Source organism: Zhihengliuella flava, assembly GCF_015751895.1.
Taxonomy (GTDB): Bacteria; Actinomycetota; Actinomycetes; order Actinomycetales; family Micrococcaceae; genus Zhihengliuella; species Zhihengliuella flava.
In genome coordinates this window covers 127,075-141,132 of the sequence record NZ_JADOTZ010000001.1, presented here as the reverse complement: position 1 = coordinate 141,132, position 14,058 = coordinate 127,075, and the positions used below count along the sequence as shown (strand labels likewise).

The following is a 14,058-nucleotide window of genomic DNA, read 5'->3' as shown; positions in this document are numbered from 1 at the left end:
CGCCGCGGTCCGCGGTGTCGAGCGCCCTCCCCGCTGATCAAAGGAGCCTGAAATGGTCACCGCCTTCGTCATGATTCACGCCCAGACCGATAGCATTCCGGAGTGCGCGGAGCGCCTGTCCGAACTTGATGGGGTGAGCGAGGTCTACTCCGTCGCCGGCGAATGGGACCTCATCGCGATTGTGCGTATTCCGCGCTACGAAGACCTTGCGGAGGTCATTTCCCACCGCGTCAACAAGGTGGATGGCGTCGTGGAGACCACCACGCACCTCGCCTTCAGGGCTTACTCACAGCACGACCTGGACGCGGCGTTCTCGCTCGGCCTGGAGTAACTCCTACGCGTCCTGACTGGCCGTCACCCAGCGCTCGAGGGCGCCTCGGGCCAATCCCTCGTCGATCGACCTCTCGGCACGCTGGATGGCCCTGATCAGCCGATCGGCCAGCTCGCCGTCGGCAGTCGAGTCGTAAGCCACCAGACCAGCCGCGGCATTCAGGACGACGGCGTCACGCGCCGGCCCACGGGCCCCGGCCAAAACATCGCGCACCACTGCCGCGTTGAACGCGGCGTCTCCCCCGCGTAGTTCGTCGATCGACACTCTCGCGAGCCCAAAATCGGTCGGATCAATAACGTGTTCCGAGATTTCCCCTTCACGGACCTCCCACACCCTGTTCGACGACGTCGTCGTCAGTTCATCCAGGCCGTCGTCGCCACGGAACACGAGCCCGCGACGCCCCCGCTGAGCGAGCACACCAGCCATGAGCGGAGCCATGCGCGCGTCGGCGCAGCCGATGGCGGAAGCGGTGGGGTGCGCGGGATTAGTCAGCGGGCCCAGAAAATTGAACACCGTGGCCGTGCCGAGCCCGCGCCGAGCGACCGCTGCATAACGCATCGACGGATGGAACACCTGCGCGAAGCAAAAAGCAATGCCTGCCGCGTCGAGAATCTGGGGCAGCGCCTCAGCCGGGGTGTCGAGCCGGACCCCCAACGCCTCAAGTACATCCGCCGATCCGGACGAGGAGGAGGCTGCCCGATTCCCGTGCTTGACCATCCGGGCACCTGCCCCGGCGCTCACCAACGCAGCCATGGTCGAGATGTTGACCGTATTCTGCCGGTCTCCCCCAGTACCCACGATGTCCAGCTTTTCCCCGGCAATGGTGAGCGGCTGAGCCGCCTCCACCATGGACTCCACGAGGCCCGTCAATTCATCAACGGTCTCCCCCTTAGAGCGCAAGGCGACCAGGAAGCCAGCGATCTGAACGTCGGTGGCACTGCCCCCCATAATCTCTCTCATCGCCCACGACGCATCGTCGCGGCTGAGGCTCTCTCCGGCGATCAGCGCGGAGAGGATCGAGGGCCAGTTCTGGAACTCTGCGGAGGCGTTGAACGTTGACACGCCTACAGGTTATCTACGTTTTGTAGAAAGCGCGGAATTGTTTCTGCCCCGTCATTCCGGGCCTACACGGCCCGAGAGGCGTCAAATCGGGGCACACAGCGCGATCTGCATTGGTGCGAAGCGCCCTTTTTTAGACATAATAGGGCTGTGACAACTGCGACTCATGCCATCAATGCCCCGGTGCACGCTGCACCGAACCGTCCCAACATGGTGTCGGTGGGAACCGTCGTCTGGCTTGCCAGCGAGCTCATGTTCTTCGCCGCGCTCTTTGCCATGTACTTCACGCTCCGTGCGGCGTCGCCGGAGATGTGGGCGACGGAGACCGACAAGCTGAACGTTCCGTTTGCTCTGATCAACACGATCATCCTCGTTTCAAGCTCGTTCACCTGCCAGTTCGGTGTCTTCGCTGCTGAGAATCTTCAGCCGCGTCGCACCGGAGGCCTGTGGAACCTGAAGAAGTGGGGCATGATCGAGTGGTTTATCCTCACGTTCATCCTTGGCGCCATCTTCGTCTCCGTTCAGGCCTTCGAGTACACCGAACTCGTCCACCACGGCGTTGCCTTGAACTCGAACGCGTACGGTTCCGTCTTCTACATGACGACTGGCTTCCACGGCCTGCACGTCACTGGCGGACTCATCGCCTTCCTGCTCATCATCGGCCGCGCCTACATCGCGAAGAAGTTCGGCCACTTTGAAGCCACTTCGGCGATCGTGACGTCGTACTACTGGCACTTCGTCGACGTCGTGTGGATCGCCCTGTTCGGCATCATCTACTTCCTGAAGTAGACGACGGCTCGGTAGCCCACACCGCACCACCAACTTCCAAGAATTTAGTGAGGAACCAGCAAGTGAAGGCACTTTCGCATAAGCGCCGGCATCCACTCGCCGCAGTCGCGCTGCTCCTGATGGGCCTGCTCGTCACGGGCGGCCTCTACGCGGCAGCGACCAGCGTGAACGAGGCCCAAGCCGCTACCGGCTACAGCGCAAGCGACATCGAGGAAGGCGAAAAGCTCTTCCTGGCCAATTGCGCTACCTGTCACGGAATGAATGCTGAGGGCACCAACTCTGGTCCTTCACTGATCGGCGTGGGTGCCGCGTCGGTGGACTTCCAGGTGGGTACGGGCCGCATGCCGATGCAGATGCAGGGCCCGCAGGCCGAGGCCAAGCCGGTCCAGTTCGACGACGAACAGATCTCCCAGCTCGCCGCCTATGTCGCCTCCCTCGGCGCCGGTCCCGCAGTGCCGGAAGCCGAGTACTTGGACACGTCGCTGGGAAATTCCGCCAAGGGTGGCGAGATCTTCCGCGTCAATTGCGCGATGTGCCACAACGCGGCCGCGGCCGGCGGCGCACTGACCCGCGGCAAGTTCGCCCCGGCCTTGGCTGGCGTCGAAGAAAAGCACATCTACGAGGCCATGGCGATCGGCCCCCAGAACATGCCGGTCTTCAATGATTCGAACATCAGCCCCGAAGACAAGCGCGACGTCATCACCTTCCTCAAGGAAATTGAGAGCCAAGGCTCCCCCGGTGGCGCCAAGCTCGGCTCCTTGGGACCCGTTGCTGAGGGGCTCTTCATCTGGACGGCTGGCCTGGGCATCATCATTGCCTTCACCATCTGGCTGACGTCGCGACCCTCCTAAGCCTTATGCGGCGGCTCGATGCCGCATCACTACGTACCGAGAACATTTGAAACAAAGGATGAGAGACAACATGGGCGACCATAGTCACGGCGGTCCGGATCAGCCGGGCACCGTAGCTAAGGCTCAGGAGGGTGAGCTGGACAAGATCCAGGACCCGGGCCTCCCGCCGCATCGGGCTCGACTGACCGATACGGATCCGCGGGCAGCAAAGCGCGCAGAGCGCCACGTGGCGATCCTCTTCGCGATCTCCATCATTGGCACCGTGCTCTTCTTCGTCGGCTACTTCGCCGTCGGGCACACCGAGTCAATTGCGGAGCTTCGCCTGCAGAACACGCTGCTCGGCCTCGGCACTGGCTTCGCCATGCTGGGTATCGGCGTCGGCATTGTCCACTGGGCACGCACCCTCATGCCGGATCACGAGATCGCTGAATCCCGGCACGCGGTTCGCACTGAAGAGGACCGTAAGGACGCCGAGGCGATCGTCAACACCATCATTGATGAGTCCGGCATCCAGCGCCGCCCCCTCATCCGCAACACCCTGATTGGCGCACTGGCCTTGGCGCCGCTTCCCGGTGTCTTCATCCTGCGCGATCTGGACCTGACGAAGGAAAGTGCCGGTCAGATTGTTGATCGACTCCGGCACACGATGTGGGACAAGGGTGTCCGCCTCACCCGCGATCCGTCCGGTACGCCCATCAAGGCCTCGGACGTGCAGATCGGCTCAGCCTTCCACGTCATTCCCGAGGGCCTGATGGAGGCCGAAGACTGGCTCAACCAGAAGGCCAAGGCCGTCGTCCTCCTCATGCGGCTGAACCCGGAAGATCTCAATATTTCCGAGGGTCGCGAGGATTGGCACCACAACGGCATCGTCGCCTACTCGAAGATCTGCACCCACGTGGGTTGCCCCGTGGCGCTCTACGAGCAGCACACGCACCACTTGCTGTGCCCCTGCCATCAGTCGACGTTCGACCTCACTCAAGAGTGCAAGGTCATCTTCGGACCGGCAGCCCATGCGCTGCCGCAGCTGCCGATTACGGTCGACGATGAAGGATTCCTGGTCGCCCAGAGTGACTTCCATGAACCTGTCGGCCCCGGATACTGGGAGCGTGGATAATTTCAATGAGCTCTGAAACCGTCTACCAGCCCAAGACCCAGTCGGGCCGCATCGCCAACTTCGTCGATCAGCGAGTCGGCGCCTCGTCCATCGTCAAGGAATTCGGACGCAAGATCTTCCCGGACCATTGGTCCTTCATGTTCGGCGAAGTGGCGCTCTACACCTTCGTCATCTTGCTGATCTCGGGTACGTTCTTGACGCTCTTCTTCGATCCGTCAATGACGCATATCACCTACACCGGGTCCTACAACCCGTTGAAGGGTGTCGGCATGTCCGTCGCCTACCAGACGGCACTCGACATCAGCTTCGACATCCGCGGTGGCCTGTTCATGCGTCAGGTCCACCACTGGTCGGCTCTCCTGTTCGTCGCCTCTGTCTCGGTGCACATGCTCCGCGTCTTCTTTACCGGCGCATTCCGCAAGCCACGCGAACTCAACTGGGTCGTCGGCGGCGTCCTGTTGGTACTGGCCATGGCTGCCGGATTCACCGGCTACTCCCTGCCGGATGACCTGCTCTCCGGTAACGGCCTGCGCATCATCGATGGCATCATCAAGGCCATTCCGTTGGTCGGTACGTACGTTTCGGCCTTCCTCTTCGGCGGGGAATTCCCAGGTACGGCGGTCATCCAGCGCTTGTACATGATGCACATCATGCTGGTTCCGGCGTTGATTTTGCTCATGATCGCCGTACACCTCTTCATGGTCGTGGTCCACAAGCACACGCAGTGGCCTGGCCCAGGCCGGACGGAAGAGAACGTTGTCGGATTCCCGGTCGGCCCGGTGTACGCGGCGAAGGCTGGCGGCTTCTTCTTCATCGTTTTCGGTGTCGTGGCCTTCATCTCCGCCTTCTTCACGATCAACCCGATCTGGAACTACGGCCCGTACGACCCGTCACCGGTGTCCGCGGGTACCCAGCCGGACTGGTACATCGGTTGGGCCGATGGCGCGCTTCGCCTGATGCCAGGACAGCTCTGGGACTTCAGCTTCGACTGGATCATTCCGTTCCCGTGGGGTGACAACCTTCTCGCCATGGGCGTTTTGGTTCCGGCCGTTGTGCTGGTGCTCATCTTGGTGGGCATGTTCATCTGGCCCTGGGTTGAGCGTTGGGTCACCAAGGATGATCGCGAGCACCACCTGCTGGATCGGCCACGCAACGCGCCGTTCCGCACCGGCGTCGGCGTCGCGGGCGTGATCTTCTACTGTGTCCTGTGGGCTGCGGCCTCGTCGGACCTGACTGCAACGCACTTCGGAGTCGCGCTCAACGACGTCACCTACTGGCTGCGGGCTATCCTCTTCTTGGGGCCGATCCTCGGCTTCATGATCGCCCGGCGCACCGCGCTGGCACTGCAGCGCAAGGACCGTGACATCGTTCTCCATGGCCGCGAGGCCGGCATCATCGAGATGTCCCCGGAGGGCGGATTCAGCGAGCGGCATGAGCAGGTTGATCCCTACAAGCTCTACAAGCTGACGGCGTTCACCTCACATGAGGTCCTCCCGGCTCAGGCTGATCGCGCGGGACACGTCACGCGCACCGAGAAGCTTCGCGGAAAGATCTCGAAGTTCTTCTTCGAAGATCGCGTGGCGCCGGTGACGCAGTCCGAACTGGATGAGGCGCACGCCCACCATCACGGACATCACGCCGTTGAGTCCGACGAGAAGAAGGGGCTCGACCAGTAGGTCGGCCTTCCTCTCCCCAACGTGGGGTGGGTTCCATCGTGGATGGAACCCACCCCACGTTTGTTTTGTCCGCGCCCTTAAGGCAAGCGACTCAGCCGACCCTATTAACACGCCGCTAGCCACTTTGGGCCGGAGACGGGCACCGCTGCCATCACCTCTGCATCGGTCAGGAGCTCAGGAGCCGCCAGGACACGTGTGATGGTCTTCAGTAGCTGCCACAGTCTCCGGCGGAGTCCCAGTGCGGGTTATCCCTGCCCTCTACCCTCCGTAAGCTGCTGTGCGTCGCGTCCCGGGGCGTTGCAACGGTACCCACAGCTTGTAGCGGTCCGCTCTGTAGTATGAGATCGAATAGTCCACCAATTCACGGCGAACGTAGGCATGGCGCTGAATCTTCAGAAGCGGTGCCCCGTGGTCGACCGCGAGAAGTTGGGCGTACTCGGGGGTTGCTGCCGTCGCCTCGATCTGGTCCTCCCCCCACTGCATCACCAGTCCGTAACGCTCTTCAAGACTGCTGTAGAGGCTGCTGGGTGCAGGCTCATCCAGAAAGCCCGGCACGCGGTGCGCAGGCAAATAATTCTCATCCACGCTCATCGGCATGCCGTCGGCCAGCAAGAGGCGACGGAAACGCACCACCGGGGCTCCGTCTGTCAGTTCCATCTCGCGCGCCAAATGGCCCACGGCCGGCACCTCATCGAATCGCAGCACCCGCGCCGCCGGCACCATGCCCCGTCGCTGCATTTCTTCGGAGTAGGACGTCAGTTTGACCTGCAGATCCATCTTGGGGCGTGCCGCGAAGGTTCCAACGCCGACCACGCGCTCAAGAGTTCCCTCCTCGACGAGAAAATCGACCGCCTGACGCACCGTCATGCGCGCGAGTCCAAAGCTGAGAGCCAGGTCGCGCTCTGAAGGCAGGGCCTCCCCCGGCCGGCAGGTCGACTTCGCGTGCCGCCGTAGGATGTCCCTGAGCTGGACGTGCTTCGGCTCATCCCTCGTGGGGTCGATGGTTCCAGCAATGGGCTGGGCCTTGTGAAGAACCACGGAGCTCCTTTGCCAGGGTTCACGACGTCGTCTAGACCACTATCCTAGACCCCGGACCGCACTGTGGTTCCCACAGTGAGTGAGGACATAAAAAGGCTGGGGCCTCACCCGTGAACGGGTGAGGCCCCAGCATGAAACGGCCAGTACGTGCCGAGTTAGTGAGCGTGGTCTCCGCGGCTGTACTCGTAGGTCCAACCAATCACGGCAATGACTGAGAGTGCAGCACCGATGTACAGGACCCACCAGCCGATGGCCAGCCCGAGGAAGCCAATCGCTGCGCTACCGGCGACGAAGATGGGCCACCAGCTCCACGGGGAGAAGGCACCGACGACGCCGGCGTTCTCGTGAATCTCTCCGTCGTTGCGGTCCTCTGGTCGGTTGCCAATCCGCTTGGCCGTGAACATCAAGTACCCGCCAACCATCAGCGACAGTGCCACGAGCATGAACAAGCCCGGAATGCCGACCCACTCGCTCCATTCGGTCATGAAGCCGTACACCAGCGCGATGGGCAGGAAGAAGAACGTTCCGCCGAGGAACAGCCAGGATTCAATCTTCATGGTTACTTGTCCTTCTGGTCAGCCGGGCCGAAAACCTTACCCGCTGCGCTGGTCGGGGTCGTGCGTCCCGTCAGCTCAGGGTGGTGCAGATCCAATGCGGGACGCTCGGAGCGGATGCGTGGGATCGAGTGGAAGTTGTGACGCGGCGGCGGGCACGACGTGGCCCACTCCAGCGACCCTCCGAAGCCCCACGGATCGTCTACCTCAACCTTGCGCCCGTGACGAGCGGTAATCCACACGTTCCAGAAGAACGGAATCATGGACAAGCCGAGGATGAAGGCGAACACCGTGGAGAACTGGTTCATGGTGGTGAATCCGTCCTCGACGAGGTAGTCGGCATAGCGTCGCGGCATACCCATCACGCCCAACCAGTGCTGAATCAGGAAGGTGCCGTGGAAGCCGATGAACAAGAGCCAGAAATGGATCTTGCCGAGGCGTTCGTTGAGCATCTTGCCCGTCCACTTGGGCCACCAGAAGTAGAACCCGGCAAACATCGCGAAGACCACAGTTCCGAAGACAACGTAGTGGAAGTGCGCCACGACGAAGTAGGTGTCGGAGAGGTGGAAGTCCAGCGGCGGGGCCGAGAGAATAATGCCCGTCAGACCGCCGAAAAGGAACGTGGCCATAAACCCGATGCTCCACAGCATCGGCGTTTCGAACGTGATGGAACCTCGCCAAAGCGTTCCGATCCAGTTGAAGAACTTCACGCCCGTCGGCACGGCGATCAGCATCGTCATGAAGCCGAAGAACGGCAGGAGCACGGAGCCCGTGACGTACATGTGGTGTGCCCACACCGCCACGGAAAGCGCCGCGATACCAATCGTTGCGTAGACCAAGCCCTTGTAGCCGAAGATCGGCTTGCGGCTGAAGACCGGGAAGATCTCCGAGACGATGCCGAAGAACGGCAGCGCGATGATGTAGACCTCGGGATGGCCGAAGAACCAGAAGAGGTGCTGCCACAGGATCGGCCCGCTTGACTCGGGGTCAAAGATGTGTGCCCCGAAGCGGCGATCGGCACCGAGTGCGAACAGCGCGGCAGCCAGTGGCGGGAAGGCCATCAGCACCAGAATGGCGGTGATCAGGACGTTCCAGGTGAAGATCGGCATACGCCACATGGTCATGCCCGGCGCACGCAGGCAGATGATGGTGGTAATGAAGTTGACGGCGCCCAGGATGGTACCGAAGCCGGACAGTGCAAGTCCAAAGACCCACAGGTCCCCACCCACGCCGGGGCTGAAGGTGGTGTTCGACAACGGGGCATACGCAAACCAACCGAAGGACGCGGCGCCCTGCGGGGTGAGGTAGCCAGCCACGGCGATGCTGGATCCGAAGATAAAGAGCCACAAGGCCAGTGCGTTCAAACGCGGGAAGACGACGTCCGGCGACCCGATTTGCAGCGGCATGATCACGTTGGCAAAGCCCGCAAAGAGCGGCGTGGCAAACATCAGCAGCATCACGGTGCCGTGCATCGTGAAGAGCTGGTTGTACTGCTCCTTGGACTGCAAGATGTTCATACCCGGCTCGAAGAGCTCGGCGCGAATCAGTAGCGCCATGACGCCACCGATGCAGAAGAACAAGAACGAGGCGATCAGGTACATGTAGCCGATCGTCTTGTGGTCCGTTGAGGTGATCCAATTGACGATGATGCGTCCCTTGGATTGCGGGACCACGCGCGGCGCGACGGCCTTCGCCTCATCCGTGGCGTATTCGTAGGTAGTCATGTTCTCCTACTCCCCTTCGCCGTGGCTCGTGCTGAGCTGGGCGACCTCGCCCGGCTTGCGGTCGTACTCCTCGCCCAGGTGACCCTCAGGCAGGGAGTCCAAGTGCTGCTGGAATTCGGCTTCGGAAACCACCTCAACGTTGAAGAGCATCTCCGAGTGGTACTCGCCGCACAGCTCCGTGCACTTGCCCTGGAAGGTGCCCTCAACTTGAGGGGTGAGATAGATGTAGTTGGTCTTCCCGGGAATCATGTCCAGCTTCTGCAGGAAGGCTGGGATCCAGAATGAGTGGATGACGTCACGGCTGTTGAGTTCGAACGTCACCGGGACATCGACCGGCAGGTACAGCGTCGGCAGCTCTTCCTCGACGCCCTCCTCACCGGTGAGGTGTCCCTGAATGCCCGCGTAGTAGGCCTCTTGGCCTTCGTACGAGTAGTTGAAATCCCAGGACCATTGCTTGGCACGAACGTCTACCACGAGCGGCGAGTCGACCGGCTCATCAACCGTGCGCTGCGTCGAGTCCGAGAAGATGAACAGCGTGATGACCAGCATGAGCGGCACAGCCGTGTAGAAAATCTCCAGCGGAAGGTTGTAGCTGAGCTGGCGCGGGTACCCCGTGTCGTTCTTGCGGCGCCGATAGGCGACGATGCACCAAATGATCAGACCCCAGGTCAGGAGTCCAATGGCGAGAGCAGCAATCCACGAGTTGACCCATAGGTCCTGCAACATCCCCGTGTGATTGGTGGTATCCCGATCTTCGTTCGGCAGCCAGCCCCGCTGGACCTGCTCCGAACAACCCGTCAACAACAACGCGCCGGCGGCACCTAGGGCGACTACTTTGGCCCTCGCCGAGCGACGGCTGCTGGTTCGGTCTTGCGAACTCACAGACGGCCCTTCCTCTTCTTTTTGTGCTGAATGACTCTCCGACTTGGCCATCGCCGCAGGACCCTCGGCCCTTAGTAGACGCACCTCTGGCTTCGCAGGAGCAAGCATAGTTTTACTACCCGCTGTAGAGCTTACCTTGTGACGCCGCTCTTTGCCGACTGAAACTCCGGCGGGCCCAGTTTGTTGCTACTGGTCCCGCCGGAGTGACTCCCCGCGGGGAACGAACTCAATGGAACGAATCGCCGCAAGCGCAGGAGCCGCCTGCGTTCGGGTTGTCAATCGTGAAGCCCTGCTTCGAAATCGTGTCCTCGAAGTCAATGGCTGCACCGTTCAGGTAGGGCACGCTCATCTTGTCGACGACGACCTCCACGCCGTCGAACTCACAGACAGCATCGCCGTCCAGAATGCGCTCGTCGAAGTAGAGCTGGTAGATCAGGCCGGAGCAGCCGCCCGGCTGGACGGCGACGCGCAGGCGAAGGTCCGTGCGTCCCTCCTGCTCGAGTAGGCTCCGCACCTTCTCTGCCGCGACATCTGACAGTTGAACCTCGTGTGATGGCAGCTCGGTGGCGTCCGCAGTGGATTCATTGGTTGTGGCGGTCATTGTTCCTCCATAACTGGTGTCGGTCGCTGCGGGGACGGCCGCAGCGGCCTTTCGGTATCTATTCTACGGGTGCGGCGCCCTGTGACATCCCCTGAATATTCATCTGGGCTAACAGCAGCGCCTCGGCCGTCACAGCTCGTTCGAAATCACCCACATGCAAGGACTCATTGGCGCTGTGGGCTCGCGAATCCGGATCCTCGACGCCGGTGACCAATATTTGCGCGTCAGCGAAGACGTCGCGCAAGTCCGCGATGAACGGAATCGATCCGCCGACGCCGATCTGCACGGGAGCAACGTCCCAGGCCTGTTGCAGGGCCCACAGGCACGCCTGGGTCACCGGTTGCGTCGTGTCCGCGGCAAAGGGCTGCCCGGACTCCGTGATGTCCACCGTCACGTGTGCGCCGAAGACCTCCTGAGCTTCGATGTGCCGGGTCAAGGCGTTGGCCGCTTGCTCCGTGTCCTGGCCGGGGGCGAGGCGAATGCTGACCTTGAACCGTGCGACGGGCAGCAAGGTGTTGGACGAGACCTCAACGGCCGGGATATCCATGCCAATGATGGACAGTGCCGGTTTATTCCAGAGCCGATCCGCCAACGCCCCCTTGCCGGCGAGCCGGTAGCCCTCGACGACGGACGCATCCTGCCGGAAGTCGGCCTCCGGATAGTCCACCTCGGCGCTCTCGTGACTGACCAGTCCGTCGATAGCGACCGCACCGTCGTCGTCGTGGAAGGTACTGATCAACCGGGCCGCAATAGTCGGGGCATCCAGCACTGGACCGCCAAACATTCCGGAATGCACTGCATGCTCCAGCACACGAACCTCTACCTCGGCGGCACACACCCCGCGCAGGCTGGTCGTCAAAGCTGGCGTGCCAACCTTCCAGTTGGTGGAATCGGCGACAACGATGGCGTCTGCCACGAGCAGGTCCCGGTACTTTTCAAGGAAGTGACGGAAGCTCGGAGAGCCGGCCTCTTCTTCGCCCTCAAAGAAGAACGTCACGCCGACCCCAAAGTCCTCGACGACGTTCAAGACCGCGCGCAGCGAGGCAATATGGACCATAATGCCCGCCTTGTCATCCGCAGCCCCGCGACCGTACAACCGGTCCCCCACCTGCGTCGGCTCGAAAGCGGGCGTGTTCCAGAGCGAAGCATCCCCGGGCGGCTGCACGTCGTGATGCGCGTACAGCATGATCGTGGGTTTGCCAGCTTTTGCTGGCCGGCGGGCCACGACGGCCGGGCTGCCGGTGCCTCCACCTTCCTTTTCCGCGGTGAGGATCTGAACATCCTCGATGCCGGTGCTGCGCACAAGAGCGGCGACTTCTTCGGCACTGCGCGCCAAGTCCTCGGCGTCGAAGGAATCCCACGCGACGCCTGGAATCCGGACGAGTGACTTCAGGTCATCCAGAGTGCGGGAAAACTCCTCCCGGACCCGCGCGGCGATCGCCTCTACATCTACGGTTTCTGCTGGTGTGCTCATGATGTCCAGCCTAACGCTGCTGCCCTCTGCTCCTCCCCCACCGCCGTGATGAAGACCACCGCCGCATTCGGCGCTGCGGCCCGGGCCGGATAGACTTCTGGGGTGTTTGGACGCAACAAGGATGAGGCCGCCCAGGAACCCGCGGCCGTAGAGAACCCCGCAGAGACCCCCGAGCCGCGCCCTGCTGGCAAAAAGGGCCCCACGCCGAAGCGTAGTCAACAGGAGGCCCTGAATAAGCGCCCGCTGGTGCCCTCGGATAAGAAGGCGCGCAAGCAGGCTGAGCGTCAGCGTCGGATCGAGGCCCAAGAGCGGCTGCGCTTGGCCAACGAAACCGGCGACGAGCGCTACATGATGCCGCGCGACAAGGGTCCGCAGAAGCGATTTGCACGGGACTTCGTGGACTCTCGCTGGATGGTCGGCGAGTTCCTCATGATCATCATCTTCGCGTTCCTCATCTTTTCCTTCACGATGGCCAACAACTTGGCCGTGCAGGCCAACATCACCATCGCCCTGTGGGTCATCCTGCTGATCACCGTCATCGACGCGTTCATCATGACGCGCCTGTTGAAGAAGCGCCTCATTGCGAAGTTTGGTGAGAATGAACGCGGCGTGCTCTGGTACGCCGCAATGCGCGGGCTGCAGTTCCGGAAAATGCGCCTGCCCAAGCCACAGGTCAAGCGCGGCCAGGCGCCTCGCGAATAGGCCTCCACTGCAAGCAGCGACTTCGTCCCGCAGACGACGGCGGCCGGTCACCTTGAGGTGACCGGCCGCCGTCGTCTGGAGAACCCGCGCACGCCGCAGATGTTCCCGACACGCTAGCGCAGATGCCGGGCCAGATACCTGTTGATGTGGGCTGCCCAGAGCGGACCTTCATACAGGAACGCCGTGTATCCCTGCACCAGATCCGCGCCAGCACGCAATCGCGCGTGCACCTCCTGTCCCGTCTCAACACCACCGACGGAGATGATGACGGCATCCTCGGGCAGTTCGCGGCGGAGTTGTTTCAGCACGGCCAGAGAGCGCGTTTTGAGCGGTGCGCCGGAGAGCCCGCCAGCTCCGATCTCCTGGATCCGCGCATCCGCGGCGCGCAGTCCGGTCCGTTCGATGGTCGTGTTGGTGGCGATAACGCCGTCGAGCCCGAGTTCGCCGACCAGCGCCGCCACCTCGCTGAGATCAGCATCGGCCAAATCAGGGGCAATCTTCACCAGCAGCGGCACCCGCTGCTTCGTGACGGCATCGGCCTCCTCACGAACGGCGACAAGCAACGGGCGAAGTGTTTCCACGCTTTGCAGCAAGCGCAGCCCTGGCGTGTTGGGCGAGCTGACATTCACCACGAGGTAGTCGGCATGCGGGGCCAGTTGCCGCGTGCTCGCCCGGTAGTCTTCGACTGCCTCGTCGAGGTCCACTTTTTTGGTTTTGCCAATGTTGACGCCCACGACGGGGCGGGCCGTGCCAAACCGCTCGGCGAGGACCGGCCGGACTGCTTGGATGCGTGGCGCCACAGCGCTCGCCCCGTCGTTGTTGAATCCCATCCGATTAATGACCGCCCGGTCCTCAATCAGGCGGAAGAGCCGCGGTGCGGGATTGCCCGGTTGAGCGTGTGCGGTAATCGTGCCCACCTCGATGTGGCCGAACCCGAGATCGGCCAAGGCGGCCACCCCGTGTCCCTGCTTGTCGAAGCCAGCGGCCAGCCCAAAGGGGGACGGGAAGTCGATCCCCATGACGGTCCGTCCCAGCGACGGGTCTGGCCGCGTGAATCGGCGGAGGAGCGTTGACGCGCGAACCCGTTCAGCGGCTCGGATGGCGGAGAACGCTAGGTGATGGGCCCGCTCCGGATCCATACGGGAGAAGACAAGACGGAAAACGGCGGGATAGATGCGCATGGGCAACAGTTTCTCCCGTGGCAAGCGAAGTCGCCAACTTCCCTCCCTCACGTGTAGTCCTTCGGCACTGCTGGCTCATGGC

The 14,058-nt window shown here is 62.3% G+C and carries 14 protein-coding genes; 6 read left to right on the top strand and 8 right to left on the bottom strand.

Going from position 1 to position 14,058, the window contains the following annotated elements; all coding sequences use genetic code 11:
* The first annotated feature begins 52 nt into the window (after positions 1-52).
* On the top strand, positions 53-331 hold the full coding sequence (locus IW252_RS00750) for an Lrp/AsnC family transcriptional regulator (RefSeq protein WP_196834825.1): 279 nt from the start codon (positions 53-55) through the stop codon (positions 329-331).
* Between the two features lie 3 nt (positions 332-334).
* On the opposite strand, the gene trpD is transcribed toward IW252_RS00750, so the two are convergent.
* Positions 335-1,393 carry an anthranilate phosphoribosyltransferase gene (gene trpD / locus IW252_RS00745; protein WP_331271380.1) on the bottom strand — a complete coding sequence of 353 codons (1,059 nt, stop codon included), beginning with the start codon at positions 1,391-1,393 and terminating at the stop codon, positions 335-337.
* A 147-nt stretch (positions 1,394-1,540) separates the two neighbouring features.
* Here trpD and ctaE point away from each other — a divergent pair, with 147 nt between their 5' ends.
* The 4 genes from ctaE to qcrB all read left to right on the top strand — a co-directional run bounded on the left by ctaE (position 1,541) and on the right by qcrB (position 5,820).
* Positions 1,541-2,179, top strand: coding sequence for an aa3-type cytochrome oxidase subunit III (ctaE, locus tag IW252_RS00740; protein ID WP_196834824.1), 639 nt, complete (start codon positions 1,541-1,543; stop codon positions 2,177-2,179).
* 62 nt (positions 2,180-2,241) lie between these two features.
* Complete coding sequence (gene qcrC / locus IW252_RS00735; RefSeq protein ID WP_196834823.1) at positions 2,242-3,030, top strand: cytochrome bc1 complex diheme cytochrome c subunit; 789 nt, start codon at positions 2,242-2,244, stop codon at positions 3,028-3,030.
* 70 nt (positions 3,031-3,100) lie between these two features.
* Positions 3,101-4,144, top strand: coding sequence for a cytochrome bc1 complex Rieske iron-sulfur subunit (gene qcrA / locus IW252_RS00730; RefSeq protein WP_196834822.1), 1,044 nt, complete (start codon positions 3,101-3,103; stop codon positions 4,142-4,144).
* 5 nt (positions 4,145-4,149) lie between these two features.
* Entirely contained in the window at positions 4,150-5,820 is a 1,671-nt protein-coding gene (qcrB, locus tag IW252_RS00725; RefSeq protein WP_196834821.1) for a cytochrome bc1 complex cytochrome b subunit, read from the top strand.
* A gap of 258 nt (positions 5,821-6,078) precedes the next feature.
* Here the strand turns inward: qcrB and IW252_RS00720 are convergent, their stop codons facing one another.
* The 6 genes from IW252_RS00720 to IW252_RS00695 form a co-directional block, all read right to left on the bottom strand.
* Complete coding sequence (locus IW252_RS00720) at positions 6,079-6,858, bottom strand: GntR family transcriptional regulator (protein WP_408065753.1); 780 nt, start codon at positions 6,856-6,858, stop codon at positions 6,079-6,081.
* A 155-nt stretch (positions 6,859-7,013) separates the two neighbouring features.
* Positions 7,014-7,415: a cytochrome c oxidase subunit 4 gene (locus IW252_RS00715; RefSeq protein WP_196834820.1), complete on the bottom strand. Its 402-nt coding sequence runs from the start codon at positions 7,413-7,415 to the stop codon at positions 7,014-7,016.
* A 2-nt stretch (positions 7,416-7,417) separates the two neighbouring features.
* Positions 7,418-9,136, bottom strand: a complete 1,719-nt coding sequence (gene ctaD, locus IW252_RS00710; RefSeq protein WP_196834819.1) for an aa3-type cytochrome oxidase subunit I — start codon at positions 9,134-9,136, stop codon at positions 7,418-7,420.
* Between the two features lie 6 nt (positions 9,137-9,142).
* A complete protein-coding gene (gene ctaC / locus IW252_RS00705; protein ID WP_331271379.1) occupies positions 9,143-10,018 on the bottom strand; it encodes an aa3-type cytochrome oxidase subunit II in 876 nt (291 codons plus the stop codon).
* A 226-nt stretch (positions 10,019-10,244) separates the two neighbouring features.
* A complete protein-coding gene (gene erpA / locus IW252_RS00700) occupies positions 10,245-10,619 on the bottom strand; it encodes an iron-sulfur cluster insertion protein ErpA (RefSeq protein WP_196834817.1) in 375 nt (124 codons plus the stop codon).
* 58 nt (positions 10,620-10,677) lie between these two features.
* Positions 10,678-12,093 (bottom strand): dipeptidase, encoded by a 1,416-nt coding sequence (locus tag IW252_RS00695; protein WP_196834816.1) that lies wholly within the window; start codon positions 12,091-12,093, stop codon positions 10,678-10,680.
* Between the two features lie 102 nt (positions 12,094-12,195).
* On the opposite strand from IW252_RS00695, the gene IW252_RS00690 reads away from it, so the two are divergent.
* On the top strand, positions 12,196-12,795 hold the full coding sequence (locus IW252_RS00690) for a DUF3043 domain-containing protein (RefSeq protein WP_196834815.1): 600 nt from the start codon (positions 12,196-12,198) through the stop codon (positions 12,793-12,795).
* Between the two features lie 113 nt (positions 12,796-12,908).
* On the opposite strand, the gene IW252_RS00685 is transcribed toward IW252_RS00690, so the two are convergent.
* On the bottom strand, positions 12,909-13,976 hold the full coding sequence (locus tag IW252_RS00685; protein WP_196834814.1) for a quinone-dependent dihydroorotate dehydrogenase: 1,068 nt from the start codon (positions 13,974-13,976) through the stop codon (positions 12,909-12,911).
* Between the last annotated feature and the right edge of the window lie 82 nt (positions 13,977-14,058).